General features: G+C 69.7%; 17 protein-coding genes. 12 read left to right on the top strand and 5 right to left on the bottom strand.

What is annotated here, in order from left to right:
• Positions 1 to 82: 82 nt before the first annotated feature.
• Positions 83 to 1,822, bottom strand: coding sequence for a DHA2 family efflux MFS transporter permease subunit (locus ACPYOG_RS04855; protein ID WP_481293123.1), 1,740 nt, complete (start codon positions 1,820 to 1,822; stop codon positions 83 to 85).
• Entirely contained in the window at positions 1,807 to 2,412 is a 606-nt protein-coding gene (locus ACPYOG_RS04850; RefSeq protein ID WP_481293122.1) for a PadR family transcriptional regulator, read from the bottom strand. Before ACPYOG_RS04850 ends, ACPYOG_RS04855 begins: the two co-directional genes overlap by 16 nt.
• A gap of 118 nt (positions 2,413 to 2,530) precedes the next feature.
• On the opposite strand from ACPYOG_RS04850, the gene ACPYOG_RS04845 reads away from it, so the two are divergent.
• Entirely contained in the window at positions 2,531 to 3,052 is a 522-nt protein-coding gene (locus ACPYOG_RS04845) for a gamma carbonic anhydrase family protein (protein ID WP_481293121.1), read from the top strand.
• A gap of 59 nt (positions 3,053 to 3,111) precedes the next feature.
• Here the strand turns inward: ACPYOG_RS04845 and ACPYOG_RS04840 are convergent, their stop codons facing one another.
• Positions 3,112 to 3,717, bottom strand: coding sequence for a uracil-DNA glycosylase (locus ACPYOG_RS04840; protein WP_481293120.1), 606 nt, complete (start codon positions 3,715 to 3,717; stop codon positions 3,112 to 3,114).
• 9 nt (positions 3,718 to 3,726) lie between these two features.
• On the bottom strand, positions 3,727 to 4,875 hold the full coding sequence (locus ACPYOG_RS04835) for an alcohol dehydrogenase catalytic domain-containing protein (protein ID WP_481293119.1): 1,149 nt from the start codon (positions 4,873 to 4,875) through the stop codon (positions 3,727 to 3,729).
• Positions 4,876 to 5,101: 226 nt separating this feature from the next.
• Here ACPYOG_RS04835 and kynA point away from each other — a divergent pair, with 226 nt between their 5' ends.
• The 6 genes from kynA to purQ are packed head-to-tail and all read left to right on the top strand — an operon-like array spanning position 5,102 to position 10,386.
• On the top strand, positions 5,102 to 5,962 hold the full coding sequence (kynA, locus tag ACPYOG_RS04830) for a tryptophan 2,3-dioxygenase (protein WP_481293118.1): 861 nt from the start codon (positions 5,102 to 5,104) through the stop codon (positions 5,960 to 5,962).
• A complete protein-coding gene (locus tag ACPYOG_RS04825) occupies positions 5,959 to 7,152 on the top strand; it encodes an amidohydrolase family protein (protein WP_481293117.1) in 1,194 nt (397 codons plus the stop codon). The genes kynA and ACPYOG_RS04825 overlap by 4 nt, the downstream gene beginning before the upstream one ends.
• Positions 7,149 to 8,423 carry a kynureninase gene (locus tag ACPYOG_RS04820; RefSeq protein WP_481293116.1) on the top strand — a complete coding sequence of 425 codons (1,275 nt, stop codon included), beginning with the start codon at positions 7,149 to 7,151 and terminating at the stop codon, positions 8,421 to 8,423. The genes ACPYOG_RS04825 and ACPYOG_RS04820 overlap by 4 nt, the downstream gene beginning before the upstream one ends.
• Entirely contained in the window at positions 8,416 to 9,378 is a 963-nt protein-coding gene (locus ACPYOG_RS04815; RefSeq protein WP_481293115.1) for a PaaX family transcriptional regulator, read from the top strand. Before ACPYOG_RS04820 ends, ACPYOG_RS04815 begins: the two co-directional genes overlap by 8 nt.
• 49 nt (positions 9,379 to 9,427) lie before the next feature.
• A complete protein-coding gene (purS, locus tag ACPYOG_RS04810) occupies positions 9,428 to 9,688 on the top strand; it encodes a phosphoribosylformylglycinamidine synthase subunit PurS (protein ID WP_481293114.1) in 261 nt (86 codons plus the stop codon).
• Positions 9,688 to 10,386, top strand: coding sequence for a phosphoribosylformylglycinamidine synthase subunit PurQ (gene purQ, locus ACPYOG_RS04805; RefSeq protein WP_481293113.1), 699 nt, complete (start codon positions 9,688 to 9,690; stop codon positions 10,384 to 10,386). The genes purS and purQ overlap by 1 nt, the downstream gene beginning before the upstream one ends.
• Here purQ and ACPYOG_RS04800 read toward each other — a convergent pair whose 3' ends face one another.
• Positions 10,387 to 10,758, bottom strand: a complete 372-nt coding sequence (locus ACPYOG_RS04800) for a TfoX/Sxy family protein (protein WP_481293112.1) — start codon at positions 10,756 to 10,758, stop codon at positions 10,387 to 10,389. It abuts the gene before it with no gap.
• A gap of 148 nt (positions 10,759 to 10,906) precedes the next feature.
• Here ACPYOG_RS04800 and purL point away from each other — a divergent pair, with 148 nt between their 5' ends.
• From purL to ACPYOG_RS04775, 5 genes are all read left to right on the top strand, one after another.
• The gene (gene purL, locus ACPYOG_RS04795; protein WP_481293111.1) at positions 10,907 to 13,225 is read left to right on the top strand and encodes a phosphoribosylformylglycinamidine synthase subunit PurL; all 2,319 of its coding nucleotides are present in this window, start codon (positions 10,907 to 10,909) and stop codon (positions 13,223 to 13,225) included.
• Positions 13,226 to 13,274: 49 nt separating this feature from the next.
• Positions 13,275 to 14,327 (top strand): alpha/beta hydrolase, encoded by a 1,053-nt coding sequence (locus ACPYOG_RS04790; protein WP_481293110.1) that lies wholly within the window; start codon positions 13,275 to 13,277, stop codon positions 14,325 to 14,327.
• A 133-nt stretch (positions 14,328 to 14,460) separates the two neighbouring features.
• Complete coding sequence (locus tag ACPYOG_RS04785; protein ID WP_481293109.1) at positions 14,461 to 14,724, top strand: type II toxin-antitoxin system Phd/YefM family antitoxin; 264 nt, start codon at positions 14,461 to 14,463, stop codon at positions 14,722 to 14,724.
• Positions 14,721 to 14,978, top strand: coding sequence for a type II toxin-antitoxin system RelE family toxin (locus ACPYOG_RS04780; RefSeq protein ID WP_481293108.1), 258 nt, complete (start codon positions 14,721 to 14,723; stop codon positions 14,976 to 14,978). Before ACPYOG_RS04785 ends, ACPYOG_RS04780 begins: the two co-directional genes overlap by 4 nt.
• A 594-nt stretch (positions 14,979 to 15,572) precedes the next feature.
• The gene (locus ACPYOG_RS04775; protein WP_481293107.1) at positions 15,573 to 15,788 is read left to right on the top strand and encodes a hypothetical protein; all 216 of its coding nucleotides are present in this window, start codon (positions 15,573 to 15,575) and stop codon (positions 15,786 to 15,788) included.
• The last annotated feature ends 393 nt before the right edge of the window (positions 15,789 to 16,181 follow it).

Below are 16,181 nucleotides of genomic sequence, written 5' to 3'. Positions count from 1 at the left end.
GTCCGCAGAGACTGACGGCGCGCGCGGCGTGTCGCGTGCAATCTCTGCGGACTCGGTGATGGGTGGGAGTCGAAGGAGGGCGTCAGTCGGTGATGGGAGCGGCGTGCGCGCCGTGTCGCGGCTCGTCTCCGGGGCCGACATCCGTCGAGGGCGGTGCGTCCGCCGCGTGCGAGCGGTGCGGGGCGGCATCCACGGGGACGGGCGCGGCGTGCGAGCCGTGCGTAGTCACCGCTGGGTCGGGGACGGCCGCGGGAGAGCCGGCGGCTGCATCGGCTACCGCAGGCGCACCGGCTGCGACGGGCACACCGTCTGCTTCAGGCGCACCGGCCGCCGCAGGCGCACCGACCCCGGCCGGGGCAGCCCAGGCGCGCGGCTTGGGCCGCTCCCACCACACCACCACCAGTGCGCCGAGGAGCGCGACCGCGGCGGGCAGCAGCAGCGCCTCCGACATCGCCTGCGTGAAGCCGGCGTGCAGGAACTGCGGCAGCTCGGTCCCTGTGCCCGCTCCCGAGGGAGTCGCGCCACCGGGCAGTTTCGGGAGGTCGACGGCGAGGCGTCCCGAGATGAGGGCGGCGATGGATGCGCTGCCCAGCACCGCGCCGACCTGGCGCGTCGTGTTGAACACCCCGGAGCCCGCGCCCGCCTGGTTCATCGGCAGATTCCGGGTCGTCGTCGTGGAGATCGGCCCCCAGACGCCCGACATGGCGATGCCGAGGATGCCGCTCGGGATGAGCAGCAGGAAGATGTTCACGTCCGGAGTCAGCATCCGCGAGTACAGGAACAGAGAGAACGCGAACAGCAGCAGCGCGGGAGTGGCGATGTTCCGCGGGTTGATCCTGTCGATCAGCTTGCCGACGAACGGCGCCAGCACTCCCGAGAAGACCGCCATCGGCGCGAGCATCAGGGCCGACTCCGTGGGGGTCAGGCCACGCACCGTCTGGAAGTAGAACACGAGCGGCAATGCCATGCAGGTGACCGCGAATCCCACCGTGGTGATCGCGCCGTTGGACAGCGAGAAGTTGCGATCCCGGAACAGCGGGAGCGGCAGCAGCGGCTCCTTCTTGTTCCGCGCCTGCCAGACGACGAAGGCGGCGAGCACGACGAGGCCGGCGATGATGAGGCCCCACACCGAGATCGGGCCCCAGATGACGCCCCAATCGTAGGTGCCGCCCTCCTGCAGGCCGAACACCAGCAGGAACATGCCGACCGCCGACAGGACCACACCGAGGATGTCGAAGCTGTGGGTGTGCGTGGGCAGCTTGGGCACCAGGCGCATGGCGAGGATGAACGCCACGATGCCGACGGGGACGTTGATGAAGAAGATCCACTCCCAGCCCAGGCTGTCGACGAGCACGCCGCCGAGCAGCGGGCCGATCAGGGTGGCGACGCCTGCGACGGCGCCCCACAGGCCCATCGCCGCGCCGCGCCGGTCCGGCGGGAAGATGCGGGTGATGACGGCCATCGTCTGCGGCGTCATGAGCGAGGCGCCGAGGCCCTGCACGACGCGCGCGGCGACCAGGAAGCCGATCTGCCCCGCGAAACCGCACCAGGCGGAGGCGAGCGTGAAGATCACGAGGCCGACGAGGTACAGGTTCTTCGGGCCGAACCGGTCTCCCAGGCGTCCGGTGATGAGCAGCGGGACGGCATAGGCGAGCAGGTAGGCGCTCGTCACCCAGATGACGGCGTTGTAGTCGGTGCCGAGGTTCAGCCCCTTCATGATCGATGGGTTGGCGACGGACACGATGGTCGTGTCGATCAGGATCATGAAGAACCCGATGACGAGCGCCCAGAGGGCGGGCCACGGCTTCAGTTGGCGTTCCATGAGGTCTTCTCTCCGTGCGTGTCCTCGGACCAGGACACTACGCCTGCCTCGAGGTCTGCGATCAGGGTTTCCAGGATTTCCACGTCGGCCGCGGCGAGTGCTCGCTGGTAGCGCACATCCAGCCAGAACTTCGCGGGGAGTCCGCGCTCACTCAGGTGCGTGACGGCGTCATCCAAGATCGAGGTGTCGGCCCGGATGAGCGAGACGCGCTTGCGAAGCAGCGCGATCACGGTCTGGACCGGCAGGTTGTGCGCCTCACCGAGTCCGAGGGGGAACTCGGGGTACTCGTTGATGGGCGTGCCGATGATGTCGGTGATGCGCTCGCCGAGAGCGCTGGTACCGCTGTCGGTGATCTCGTAGGTGGTCCGCTCGGGCCGGTTGCCCTCCCGCTCGGTGCCGGTGGCACGGACGAAGCCATGCGCCTCGAGTCGATCCACCGTGTGGTAGAGCGACCCCGGACGCACCTTGACCAGCCGGTCCTCGGAGCGCTGCATGAGCGTCTGATACATCTCGTACGGATGCGACGGACGCTCGGCGAGCAGCGCGAGCGCGGCGACGGCGAGCGGGGTGAGCGTGCGGGGTTCGGACATCTCTCTCGATCTCTTGTGGTTATTCCAGAAGGAATATACGGCACGGGCTATTCCGTCGTCAAGCCAGGTTGGGAGTGGAGAGCTGCGCCGGTAGCGTGGGAGCACAGGAAGGAGCCCCATGCTCTTCGCACTCTCCGGCGGCCGGACGCCGCAGATCTCCGACGAGGCCTGGGTCGCGCCGGGCGCCACGGTCGTGGGCGAGGTCACTCTCGAGCCGGGCGCGAGCGTCTGGTACGGCGCCGTGGTCCGCGCGGACAACGCTCCCATCGTCATCGGCCGCGACTCCAACCTCCAGGACAACGTCTCGGCGCACGTGGATCCGGCATTCCCGCTCACGGTCGGCGCCCGCGTCTCGGTCGGCCACAACGCGGTCCTGCACGGCTGCACGATCGAAGACGACGTCCTGATCGGGATGAGCGCCACAGTCATGAACGGCGCACGCGTGGGTGCGGGGTCGCTGGTCGCGGCCGGAGCGGTCGTCACGCAGGGCGCCGTCATCCCTCCCCGGTCCCTGGTCGCCGGTGTCCCGGCGAAGGTCCGCCGCGAACTGACGGACGACGAGCTGCAGAGCATCGCCGAGAATGCCGCGGGATATCTGGACAAGATGGCACAGCACCGGGAGGCGACCGCGCTGGACTGACTCGCGGCAGCGGCAGTCAGCCGTCGCCGCCCTCGGGCTCGGCCTCCTCGCAGCGGCCGTCAGCCGGCGTCGAGCATGGCCCGGTTGAGCGAGAGCAGCTGGTCGGCGAACATCCGGGCTCCGCCCTGGGCGGGGTGCCGCACCGCCGGCGCCTCGATGCCCGCCTCGGCGAGCGCACCCTGCGCCTTGCGCCCGACGGCGACGACGGTCTCCACCCCGAGCGCACGGATGAGCTCGAGGGCGACAGGTCCGCCCGCGCGCACCTCCGAAGACCGCGGCGTGCGGTTGCTCTGCGGCATGCCGGCCACGAAGGGATGGTGCGGATACACCGGCCACGACAGCGGCAGTGGCCCCTGCCAGGCGCTCATCGTCTCCCAGAACACCCGGCTCGAGGCCTCCCAGGGGGCCCGCGGCGTCGGCGGCAGTTCGAGGCCGGGAAGCACCCCGGCCTCCGCCTCCCTCACGGAGGTGAACGGGACACCGGTGACCGTCATGCCGCGCCAGCCCGGCGCCTCCCCCAGGAGCAGGATCGGCGAGTGCGGAACCGCCAGATAGCGGCGGAAGTTGCGCTCCCGGAGCCGGCCCAGCTCGTCGTCGCCGTAGAGCAGTTCGGCGTCGTCCGGGACCGGGACATCACGGATCATCTCGAAGAAGCGGTCGAACACCACCCCAGGCTACGGCCGCACGCCGACACGCTGATGCGCCGTCACGGCGAGCGCCCGATCCACCGCCTCCAGGGGGAACGTCTCACCCACCTGCTCCGCGAAGGGGTAGCTCCGCCAGTTCTGGACCAGGAACGCGACCGCCTGCTCCAGGTGCCGAGGGGCGTAGTTGTGGACGCCGCGGATCGTGAGCAGCCGCCGCACCAGCTGCTCGGGCACGATGCCGAGTTCCGGTCCGGGCGACACCGAGCCCACGAGCACGAGCACGCCGCCGACGTCGATGGCGCCGAGCAGCGACTGGACGGCGGCCGGGTTGCCGGAGAGCTCCAGCGCGATGGTCGGCGCAGGTGCGCGGCCGCCCACCTTGGCGAGCACGGCGGCGAGACCGGTCGACGAGCCGGCGGCGGCATAGGGGTCGGCGACACCCGATGCGCCGAACGCGAGCACGGCATCCCTACGCTCGGGAAGGGGGTCGCTGACCACGACCCGGGCGCCCGCCTCGACGGCCATCGCAGCGGCGGTGAGGCCGAGCATGCCGGCGCCGGCGATCAGCAGGAGGGCCCCGTCGAGCGGGACGATCTCGCCCGCCGCTTCGAGCGCTGCAGCCACCGTCGCGGTGCCGCACGACGCCGGCGCGAGCACCTCCGCCGGAATGTCCTCGGGCACGCGGACCAGCGGTGTCCCGCCGAGGATGTGCGTGTGCGTCGCGAAGCCGCCCGACAGCTCCCAGCCGCGCCGCATCCGCTCGTGCCCGTACTTCTGGAGGCCGAGGCACTTCTGCGGGAGTCCGCGACGGCAGCGGACGCAGCGCCCGCAGGGCACGGCGACCGACCACACCACCCGCTCCCCGAGCGACACCCGATGCCCGTCCGTCGTCTTGGCGCCGCCGCGGCCGAGCGCGATCACGCGGCCGACCTGCTCGTGGCCGAGAACCAGCGGTGCCGGCGCCTGCCGATGGCCGAGCACCGTGTGGATGTCGGAGCCGCACACGGTCGCCAGCTCCACCTCCACCAGCACATCCCCCGGCGCCAGCCGCACCCCCGGAACCGCGACGGCCTCGTGGGCATGTCCTTCGCCCGGCCACACCATCGCGGTGGCCGACGGGTACACACTCACGCCCATCCCCAGTCGCGCCGGCGGCTCGACGACGCGCGGGGTCACCGCTCTGATCGTCACCGGGCGCCGGCCACGGCGAGATCGTCCTGCTTGCCCATGCGGAGCCTCCCCTGCGTGCGCTGCGACAGCGGCGTTCCGTCAGGCTAGGAGCCGGGTGCGACGGCGCGCGCAACTGCCGGTAACGCGCGGGTGAACGGAGGGCGGACCGCAGGTGCCGCGCGCGAGTCGACGGACTGTTGCACTTTCCCCACGACCGGCGCACAATTGCATCATGGCCTCTGGCGACAACACCCGCGAGTTCGATCCCGACATCGTCACGGACTTCCGGGAGCGGATGTCATACGGCGCATACCTGGATCTGGACACGCTCCTGAGCGCTCAGCGCCCGGTGAGCCGCCCCGAGCATCACGACGAGCTGCTGTTCATCATCCAGCACCAGACCACCGAACTCTGGCTCAAGCTCGTGCTGCACGAGCTCGAGTCCGCGCGGGACCTGCTGCGTTCCGACGACCTCTCCCCGGCCCTGAAGCGGATCGCCCGGGTCAAGCACATTCAGCGCACCCTGACCGAGCAGTGGTCCGTCCTGGCGACGCTCACGCCGACGGAGTACGCCGAGTTCCGCGGCTTCCTCGGCAACTCCTCCGGGTTCCAGTCGTACCAGTACCGGGCCGTGGAGTTCGTGCTCGGCAACAAGAACCGCCGCATGCTCAGCGTGTTCGAGAGCGACCCGGCCGCGCATGCGCTGCTCGCGGAGCTGCTGGAGGCGCCGAGCGTCTACGACGAGTTCCTGCGCTACCTGGCCCGCGCCGGCTTCGCCGTGCCCCCCTCTCTGCTGGAACGCGACGTCACGCAGGCGCACGTGTTCACACCGGAACTGGTGCCCGTCTTCCGCGAGATCTACGAGAACGCGAACGAGCACTGGCGCGAGTACGAGGCCTGCGAGGAGTTCGTCGACCTGGAGGACAACTTCCAGCTCTGGCGTTTCCGTCACCTGAAGACCGTGCAGCGCACCATCGGGATGAAGTCGGGCACGGGCGGATCCAGCGGAGCCGCCTTCCTGCAGAAGGCGCTCGACCTCACCTTCTTCCCCGAGCTGTACGCCGTCCGGACGGAGATCGGATCGCCCGCGTGAGCGATCCGGCCGACACCACCTTCACCGTCGACGCCGTTTGGAACGGCCACCGCTTCCTCGGCCCCACCACCTTCCGCAGCGACGGCGAGCTCCTCCATCCCATCGATGGCCTGCCCTCGACCAGCGGACACACCGGACGCGGCGGGCACTCGGGCGAGGCTCGCCACCACCCCATCGGCGGCACCCTCTTTCCCCGCCTCACCGACCACCACACGCACCTCGGGCTCACCGACCAGCACGCGCTGTTCACCGGCGGCATCACGCACGCAATCGACCTCGGCTGGGTGCCCGCTGTCGCCGCCGGCTGGCTGGCCGACGACCGGACGCGACCCTCGGTCGCCATTGCGGGCTCGCTCATCACGTGCCGGGGCGGCTACCCGGTCGCTGCCGGATGGGGGCCGCCGGGCTCCTCGGCGGAGGTGGGCGGCGAGCGTGAAGCGCGCCTGGCTGTGCGGGAGAACATCATGCTGGGAGCCTCTCGCATCAAGGTCACCCTCAACACCGAGGCCGGCGAAACGGTGGATGATCGGGTTCTCCACAGCGTTGTGAGCGAATCGCACGCGCGTGGCGTCCCGGTGACCGTTCACGTCCAGGGCGACGGTCAGACGGCCCGTGCCGTGCGCGCCGGGGCGGATCAGCTCGCCCACACGCCGTTCACCGAGCGGCTCGACGACGACCTGATCGCCGAGAGCGTCCGTCGTGGGATGAGCTGGGTCAGCACCCTCGACATCCACGGCTGGGGCGAACCGACGGAGCAGCATCGCATCGCGTCCGGCAACCTCGGGCGCTTCGCGCGGGCAGGCGGCCGCATCCTCTACGGCACGGACCTCGGCAACGGCCCGCTCCCCATCGGCGTCAACGCCCGGGAGCTGCGCGGGATGCTCGACGCGGGCGTCCACCTGGAGGCCGTCCTGCGCTCGATCGCCGGCCTCCGCCGCGCTGACGACGAGTACGCACCCACCGTCGGCCCGCGACTGGCGTGGGTCAGCACACCCCCACCTGCTGACCCGGACGCCATCCCGGACTGGCTCGCGACCGCTCGAGGCCTCACCGTCCGGCAGCTGACCGCCCTGGTCGGCGGCGGCGACGACGACCACGACGACCTCAGCCCGCACCCCGGCCGCGGCCCCGACTCAGCGCCCGGCCCGCTCCCACCATCCCGCCTCTCCCCCTCCGAGGATCACGCATGACCGACTTCGACACCGCCCCTCCCGCCGCCCTCGCGCCCGACCCGCTCAGCGCCGCGCGCTCCCTCGACGCTTCCGACCCGCTCGCCGCCTTCCGCACGCGTTTCGCCGGCATCGACGACGACAGCTCGGCCGTCACCGCGTACTTCGACGGGAACTCGCTCGGCCGGCCGACGCGCGCGAGCGTGGACCGCATCCACCGTTTCCTCCTCGAGGGATGGGGTGGCCGCCTGATCCGCGGGTGGGACGAGGAGTGGATGGACCTGCCGTTCACGATCGGCGACGAGCTGGGCCGCGCCGCACTCGGCGCCGCTCCCGGGCAGACCTTCATCGGCGACTCCACGACCGTCCTCCTGTACAAGCTCGCGCGCGCTGCGGTGGACGGGCTCCCCGAGCGCAGCGAGATCGTGCTCGACACCGACAACTTCCCGACCGACCGCTACGTCCTCGACGGCATCGCCCGCGAGCGCGGCCTGCGGCTGGTCTGGATCGAGGCGGACACCGAGGCCGGCGTGACGCCCGAGCAGGTCGCCGCGGCCGTCGGCCCGCAGACGGCACTGGTCGTGCTGAGCCACGTCGCGTACCGGTCCGGCTTCCTGGCGGACCTGCCCGCGATCACACGGATCGTCCACGACGCGGGTGCGCTCGTGCTGTGGGACCTGTGCCACTCCGCCGGCTCCGTGCCGGTCGACCTGGATGCCGCGGATGTCGACCTGGCCGTCGGCTGCACCTACAAGTACCTGAACGGCGGACCCGGTTCGCCGGCGTTCGGCTACGTGAACGCGCGCCTGATCCCGCAGCTGCGCCAGCCCATCCAAGGGTGGATGGGCGCCCGGGACGTCTTCCTGATGGGACCCGAATACGTGCCGGCCGACAACCTCCGCCGGTTCCTCAGCGGCACCCCGCCGATCGTCGGGATGCTGGCGATGCGCGACACGATCGCGATGATCGAGGAGGCCGGGATCGAGGCGGTCCGCGCCAAGTCGGTGGCGCTGACCGAGTTCGCCGTCGCCCTCGCCGACGCGTGGCTCACTCCGCTCGGCGTGACGCTCGCCAGTCCGCGCGAGCCCGAGCGGCGCGGCGGCCACATCACCCTCGGCCACCCGGCCATGCGGGACGTCACCTCCGTCCTGTGGCAGCGCGACGTCATCCCCGACTACCGCGATCCCGACGGCCTGCGGATCGGCCTCTCGCCGCTCAGCACCAGCTTCGAGGAGCTCTGCACCGGGATGGGCGCCGTCCGCGACGTGCTCGGCGAGCTCGCGCATGACTGACGCCGTGACGACTCGGAGGGCCACGGGGACGCACGCGGAACCGGCCGCCCGCGACGACCTCGAGGCGGGCAGCGGCAGCGCGACCGCGCTCCTGCGCACCGTGGTGGGCAGCGTCCTCCGCCCGATCGGCGGCTGGATGAGCGCGGCCGGCGCGGTCCGCCTGATGGATGGACTGGGCGTCCCGGCGGCGACGGCCCGGTCGAGCCTTGCCCGCCTGTGCTCGCGCGGGGTCCTCCGCCGCGAGCCGCACGACGGGACCGCTGGCTACGCGCTCGATCCCGCCGCCGTTCCCATGCTGGAGCGCGGAGACCGGCGGATCTTCGGCGACCGCGTGGAGGCATCCCGCTGGGTGCTCGTGTCGCTGTCGTTCCCGGAGCGCAGCCGCAGCGACCGGGACCGTCTGCGCCGGCGGCTGGCCGCGCTGGGCTGCGGAACCGTGGCGGACGGCCTCTGGATCGCGCCCTCGGCTCTCGAGGACGAGCTGGCCGAGGCGGTGGCGGCCATCGCAGACACGAGCGCCTCGGCCGCAGCGCGCGGTCGGGGACCCACCTCCCGCACGAGCGACGTGGCTGTCGCCCTCTTCGCCGACGCCTCCCCGCGCGGCGACCTGGCCAGCGGCCTCGCCCGCTGGTACGACCTGCCGGCCATCCGAGCCGCGCACGAGTCCTTCCTCTCCCACTTCGCCGACGCACCCGGACCCGGCGCACCCCGACCCGACGCACCCCGACCCGACGACGACGCGCAGGCGTTCGCCGTATGGATGCGCGCCCTCGACGAGTGGCGCGTCATCCCCTACCGGGACCCCGGCCTCCCCTCCGCCGCGCTCGCCCCCGACTGGCCGGGCGCCGCGTCCGCCGCGCTCTTCCAGCGGCTGCGCAGAGACCTCGAGGCGCGCGCCGTCGCCCACACGGCCTCCGTCGCCACCTCGGACCGCATCCCCGCCACCACACGGTAGAATCGACTCCGAACCCCCACCCTGACGCCCGAGCGAGCGGAGTATCCCCGTGCCGACGATCATTGTTGAAGTGATGCCTAAGGCTGAGCTGCTCGACCCTCAGGGGAAGGCCGTCGCCGGAGCGCTCGCACGCACCGGCCGAGGCCGGGTGACCGGGGTCCGCGTCGGCAAGCGCTTCGAGCTGACCGTCGACGGCCCCATCGACGACGCGGTGCGCGCGACGGTCGAGGAGATCGCCACCGAGATCCTCTCCAACTCCGTCATCGAAGACGTGGTCGGCATCCACTATCCGGCGGAGGTCGACGCCTGATGCGCATCGGCGTCATCACCTTCCCGGGCTCGCTCGACGACCGCGACGCGCTGCGCGCTGTCCGCATCGCCGGAGCCGAGCCGGTCGCGCTGTGGCACGGCGAGCACGACCTGCACGGTGTGGACGCTCTCGTGCTGCCCGGCGGCTTCAGCTACGGCGACTACCTCCGCTGCGGCGCCATCGCCTCCCTCTCCCCGATCATGACCGAGGTGGTGGATGCCGCCGCTGCCGGGATGCCTGTGCTCGGCATCTGCAACGGCTTCCAGATGCTCGCCGAGGCGCACCTGCTCGCGGGTGGCCTGATCCGCAACGACCACGGCAACTTCGTCCGCCGTGACCAGCACCTCACGGTCGAGAACACCCGGACCCCATGGACCAGCGGCTTCGAGCAGGGCCAGGAGATCGTCATCCCGCTGAAGAACGGCGAGGGCGGCTTCATCGCGTCCCCCGCAGAACTCGAGCGGCTCGAGGGCGAGGGACTGGTCGCGTTCCGCTACAAGGACGTGAACCCGAACGGCTCGCTCAACGACATCGCGGGCGTGCGGAACGAGCGCGGCAACGTCGTCGGCCTCATGCCGCATCCCGAGCACGCCGTCGAGCCCGGCTTCGGCCCCGACACGCATCACGCCATGCGCTCGGGCACCGACGGCCTGACGTTCTTCAGCTCGGTGATCCGCTCGGCCCTCGTCGAGGCGTAACTACTTCGGGGCCGCCGTGGGCGGCTTCTTCTGCTTGGGAGGCATCCGGCCGACCTGCTCGAGCGCGACGCCGATCCACTCCCGGAGCCGGTCGGGGTCGTCCTTCCATTCCTCGGGCAGCGAGACGTAACCGCCCATGGGACGCTCGGCCGGCCCGTACGGTCCGGCACCCTCCACCGCGAGCAGTTCGGCTCGCACGGATTCGTCGGGGAGGCGGACCCCGATGCTGTCCCCGAACAGGCCGGCGAACATGTTGCCGTTCACGAACGCGCCGAGGTTCGCGAACATCGGCTTGACCTGGACGCCGGGCGCATCGGGCACGAGCGTCCGGAACAGCTCCTGGGTCTCCTGCGACGGTCGGGGGATGTGCATGGCGTGGCCTCCTGGCGCTCAGGCTAGCCCTGCGTCGGCACCCGGGGCGACCGCATCCTGCCCTCGAGCGCTCCCCGGCCTGACCCTCCGCGCAGCCCGGTAGACTGGACTCCTCCCCCGCCAGCCCCGCAAAGCCTGGAGTGCCCGCGTGACCGACACCACCACCGCGCATGTCGTCGACACTGTCGCGAACGCCATCGAGACGCCGGAGCGGGAGCAGCCGTATGGCGCGCTCGGGCTCAAGGACGACGAGTACGCGCGCATCCGCGAGATCCTCGGCCGCCGCCCCACCAGCGGCGAGCTGGCCATGTATTCGGTGATGTGGTCGGAGCACTGCTCCTACAAGTCGTCGAAGGTCTACCTGCGCCAGTTCGGCCAGAAGGTCACCCCGGCGATGACCAAGAACCTCATGGTCGGCATGGGCGAGAACGCCGGCGTGGTGGATGTCGGCGAGGGCTGGGCGGTCACCTTCAAGGTGGAGTCGCACAACCACCCTTCCTACATCGAGCCGTTCCAGGGCGCGGCCACCGGTGTCGGCGGCATCGTCCGCGACATCATCTCGATGGGCGCCCGTCCCGTCGCCGTGATGGACCAGCTGCGTTTCGGCGCCATCGACCATCCCGACACCGCCCGCGTCGTGCACGGCGTGGTCTCCGGCATCTCCTTCTACGGCAACTGCCTGGGCCTGCCGAACATCGGCGGCGAGACGTACTTCGACTCGGTATACCAGGGCAACCCGCTCGTCAACGCGCTGTCGGTCGGCGTGCTCCGCCATGAGGATCTGCACCTCGCGAACGCCTCGGGCGCGGGCAACAAGGTCGTGCTGTTCGGCGCCCGCACCGGCGGAGACGGGATCGGCGGGGCCAGCATCCTCGCCTCGGACACGTTCTCCGCCGGCGGCCCGACCAAGCGTCCGGCCGTGCAGGTGGGCGACCCGTTCGCCGAGAAGGTGCTCATCGAGTGCTGCCTGGAGCTGTTCCGCGACAAGCTGGTCGAGGGCATCCAGGATCTGGGTGCCGCCGGCATCTCGTGCGCCACCAGCGAGCTGGCCTCCAACGGCGATGGCGGGATGTTCGTCGAGCTCGACAAGGTGCTGCTGCGCGACCCCTCGCTCACGGCCGAGGAGATCCTCATGTCGGAGAGCCAGGAGCGCATGATGGCGGTCGTCAAGCCCGAGCTGCTCGACGCGTTCCTCGCCGTGACCGCCAAATGGGATGTGGAGTCCAGCGTCCTGGGCGAGGTCACCGAGACCGGCCGCCTCGTCATCAACTGGAAGGGCGAGGAGATCGTCAACGTCGACCCGCGCACGGTCGCGGTCGACGGTCCCGTCTACGAGCGGCCCGTGGCCTACCCGACGTGGATCGACGCCCTCCAGGACGACACCGCCTCGGTCCTTCCCCGTCCGGTCTCCGGCGACGAGCTGCGGGAGCAGACGCTCGCGCTGCTCGGCAGCGCCAACCTCGCGGACAAGGGCTGGATCACCGACCAGTACGACTACTTCGTCGGCGGCAACACCGCGCTCTCCTTCCCCGACGACGCCGGAATGATCCGCGTCGACGAGGAGTCGGGCCTCGGTTTCGCCATCGCGACCGACGCGAATGGCCGCTACTGCCAGCTCGACCCCAAGCAGGGCGCGAAGCTGGCGCTCGCCGAGGCGTATCGCAACGTCGCCGCCTCCGGCGCCGTGCCCGTCGCCGTCACCGACTGCCTGAACTTCGGCAGCCCGGAGAACCCCGAGGTCATGTGGCAGTTCTCGCAGGCCGTCGAGGGTCTCTCCGACGCCTGCCTGGAGCTGGAGATCCCGGTCACCGGCGGCAACGTGTCCTTCTACAACCAGACCGGCGACACCCCGATCTTCCCGACCCCGGTGGTCGGTGTGCTCGGCGTGATCGACGACGTCGCCCGGCGCATCCCGAGCGGCTGGCAGGACGAGGGCGAGAACATCTACCTGCTCGGCACCACCCGCGAGGAGCTCGACGGCTCGGCGTGGGCGGGCACCATCCACGGTCACCTCGGCGGGCGGCCTCCGGCGGTCGACCTGGCCGGGGAGCGGTCCCTGGCCGAGACGCTGCACGCGGGTGCGGTCGAAGGGCTGATCTCGTCCGCGCACGACCTCGCCGACGGTGGGCTGGCACAGGCCCTCGCCGAGAGCGTCATGCGCTTCGGCGTCGGAGCGCGGGTCTGGCTGACCGAGATCGAGGAGCGCGACGGAGTGGATGCGGCGACCGCCCTGTTCTCGGAGTCGACCGCGCGTGTCATCGTCTCCGTCCCGCGGGAGGACGACGTGAAGTTCCGGGGCCTGTGCGCCGGGCGCGGCATCCCGGCCCTCCGCATCGGCGTGACGGACGCCGAGGTCGGGTCCCAGCCCGTCCTCGAGGTGCAGGACCTCTTCACCATCGGCGTCGAGGAGCTCCGCGGCGTCCACCGCTCCACCCTCCCCGAGCACTTCGGCCCCACGGTCGCCTGACCCCCTCGCCTTCCCCCCGCGGAGGGTTCGGGAACGATACGGTGTGGGCATGACCCGTGCCCGCACCGACGCGCTGCCGGTGCGTCCGCTGCTGTCCTGGCGGGCTCGTCGCGCGGTCTCCGTCACCGCCGTCGTGCTGCTCGTCCTGCTCATCCTCGCCAGCTTCGCCGCATCCACGCCGTGGCCGTCCGCCCTGGTGATCCGCAGCGTCTTCGCGAAGGGCGCCGCCGAGACCGTGGCCGAGATGCAGCCGTTCGTCCCCACGAGCGGGGTCAGTGCGCAGACCGGGCTCCGGTATGCGGCCGGCTCGCCGGACACCACCTTCGACGTGTTCCGTCCGACGACAGCCGGCGAGCCGCTCCCCACCGTCGTCTGGATCCACGGCGGGGCCTGGATCTCCGGAGCCAGCCAGGATGTGGACCCGTACCTCCGCATCCTCGCCGCCCAGGGCTTCACCACGGTCGCCCTCAACTACACGGTCGGACCGGAGGCGACCTACCCGACCGCCGTCCGCCAGCTCAACGAGGCGCTCGCGTTCCTCGACGCGCACGCCGACACCCTGGGCATCGACCGTTCTCGCATCGTCCTGGCCGGCGACTCCGCCGGCTCGCAGCTGGCCAGCCAGCTCGCCGTGATGACGACGAGCCCCGAGTACGCCCACCTGCTCGGGATGACGCCCGCCCTGCAGCCGGATCAGCTGTCCGCCGTCGTACTGAACTGCGGCGTCTACGATCTGAACGCCCTCTCCGACCTCACGGGGATCTTCTCGTGGGGCTTCAAGACCGCGCTCTGGGCGTACAGCGGCACCAAGGACTGGTCGCAGACCTATGTCGGTTCGACCATGTCGACCATCCAGCACGTCACCCCTGCCTTCCCGCCGACCTACATCTCGGGAGGGAACGGCGACGGACTCACCTGGACGCAGTCCGTGCCGATGGCCGCGACCTTGCGAGCGAAGGGGGTGGACGTGACCGAGCTGTTCTGGCCGGCCGACCACCAGCCCGAGCTGCCGCACGAGTACCAGTTCCACCTGCGCTTCACGGAGGCGCACCAGGCGCTGCAGGCGACGCTCGCCTTCCTGCGCGAGCACACGTCGCGCTAGCGCGAGGCGGCCTTGGGGGCACTTTCCCCCGCGGGGACAAGCCACCTTCAAACTGACATAATCGCGCTTATCGGCTATTAATTACTTAATGCGCGAATTGCTCGACTGTGTACGTTTTGTTACACTTGGGTCTATGAGTCAGGTTGCGATTACAGATGCGCGCGGTCGGCTGGCATCGATCATCGATGAAGCACGTGTTGAGCCGGTGTACCTCACCCGGCGGAACAGGCCTGTGGCAGCAGTGATCGACTCGGGGCAGCTGGAGCGCCTGCTGGAGGACGCTGAAGAGCTTGCGGACATTCGCGCCGTCGACGCGGCGTGGGAGGAAACCGAGCGGCTCAACGAGGTGGCCGTGCCCTGGGACGAGGTCAAGCGGGACCTCGGCCTGACGCTGTGACCTACCTGGTCGAGGTGCTGCCAGCTGCGGCACGTGCGATCAGAAAGCTTCCGCCCGAAGCCCGTGCCCGGGTAGCGGCGGCAATTGAGTTGCTGGCCGATCAACCGAGACCGCCAGCGGCGAAGAAGCTCACCGGTCGCCCGGAGTGGCGTGTGCGAACCGGCGACTACCGCGTGCTCTATCGGATACAGGACGAACAGCTGACAATCGTCATCGTCCACGCGGGGCACCGCCGCGAGGTCTATGACCGGTGAGCGCGTCTCGCTGTGTAGATACACCTTCGCTTTAGGGTGTCGCCGTGACTGTACCTACCGTGACCGTAGCCAAGAACAACTACGTCCTTCCTCTGGGTGACTTCATCGATAGATTTGGGGGCTACTAAGTTGGGCGTGGAACTCCCCAGCGCGACGCCAGGGCTGCCCAACGCGACACCAGTTGGTCTCTTAGTTCTGGTTTGCGTGAGGTCCGTCCTACTATGGTTCGTCGTTCCTCTAGCCTTCCTTTCCTGGCTTGCCGGATTGTTGTGGCTCTGGAGTGACCAATCCCTAAGGGTGTTTGTTCGTTGGGCCGATTGGAACGTGAGCGTGGCCCTCTGCCGAAGCATTATTCGCCCGCTGATGCGAGAGCCTTTGCCCAGCTGGATTCCCCTCCGTTCCGCGTCGCGCCTAGAAACTCGGGTGAAATTCATGGAGTTCTTTTGACTCCAATGCTCACATTAGGTGCCCGACGGGTGGCAGAGGCGTTGCTCGCAGGCATGATCGTCGGCGGCTTAGTCTGGCTGATCCTCACCTAGCGGTCGGGCCGCCGGATCGTATCGCTTTTGATGGCGGTCGCCATCCGGCTGCGCGGTGCTCGAAACGATCGCCTGGATCTACATCGTTCACGGCGCCATAATCGGCATCATCGGCGGGTTCATTGATCTTTCGGGGGTTGGTATTCCCATTGGTGCAATACTCAATGCCATCGGCCTCGGCGTCGGCGTTGGCGGAAGCTTCTTGCTCTGGTGGACGGATACCTATTGGGGAAAAATGCAGATGGGTAACAATCAGGTGGTAAGTATCTAATGAATGCACCAGGCTGGGCCATTGCAATTGCCCTAACCCTTTTTGTGGGCTTGCTTTCATACTGGGTACGAGCTCGTCGCTCTCGCAGACACACCAATGAGGAGATGTACGTCCAGGTAGACGTGCGTCATGCAGTGATCGTTATTACCGTGGGCGCGGCCCTGCTCGTGTTGCCCATATTGATAATCGGCCTGGTGTTGTTCATTTGGATAACTTCGCAATGATTCCGACGCGAGACCCTCAAATCTGAGCGACCAGCCTTTGGCCTCTGATCGACCAGCCTTTGGCCGCGAGCGAAGGGCACGCGGTGGGTACAGGTGGCCTAGCTCATGATCCCCCAACCTCGACTCCGAGGCCCCCGTTGGCTGAAGACACTTTGGCGAGCAGCATGGA

The sequence above is a fragment of the Leifsonia sp. HAY1-4F genome, from assembly GCF_056755275.1.
Note: the sequence above shows the minus strand (reverse complement) of the source record. Positions and strands in the feature narration are given on the sequence as shown.

Bases quoted from the DNA above. Each gene is read 5' to 3' on its own strand.
- ACPYOG_RS04855 (WP_481293123.1), bottom strand. From the start codon at position 1,822: ATGGAACGCCAACTGAAGCCGTGGCCCGCCCTCTGGGCGCTCGTCATC.
- ACPYOG_RS04850 (WP_481293122.1), bottom strand. From the start codon at position 2,412: ATGTCCGAACCCCGCACGCTCACCCCGCTCGCCGTCGCCGCGCTCGCG.
- ACPYOG_RS04845 (WP_481293121.1), top strand. From the start codon at position 2,531: ATGCTCTTCGCACTCTCCGGCGGCCGGACGCCGCAGATCTCCGACGAG.
- kynA (WP_481293118.1), top strand. From the start codon at position 5,102: ATGGCCTCTGGCGACAACACCCGCGAGTTCGATCCCGACATCGTCACG.
- ACPYOG_RS04820 (WP_481293116.1), top strand. From the start codon at position 7,149: ATGACCGACTTCGACACCGCCCCTCCCGCCGCCCTCGCGCCCGACCCG.
- ACPYOG_RS04815 (WP_481293115.1), top strand. From the start codon at position 8,416: ATGACTGACGCCGTGACGACTCGGAGGGCCACGGGGACGCACGCGGAA.
- purQ (WP_481293113.1), top strand. From the start codon at position 9,688: ATGCGCATCGGCGTCATCACCTTCCCGGGCTCGCTCGACGACCGCGAC.
- ACPYOG_RS04800 (WP_481293112.1), bottom strand. From the start codon at position 10,758: ATGCACATCCCCCGACCGTCGCAGGAGACCCAGGAGCTGTTCCGGACG.
- ACPYOG_RS04790 (WP_481293110.1), top strand. From the start codon at position 13,275: ATGACCCGTGCCCGCACCGACGCGCTGCCGGTGCGTCCGCTGCTGTCC.
- ACPYOG_RS04785 (WP_481293109.1), top strand. From the start codon at position 14,461: ATGAGTCAGGTTGCGATTACAGATGCGCGCGGTCGGCTGGCATCGATC.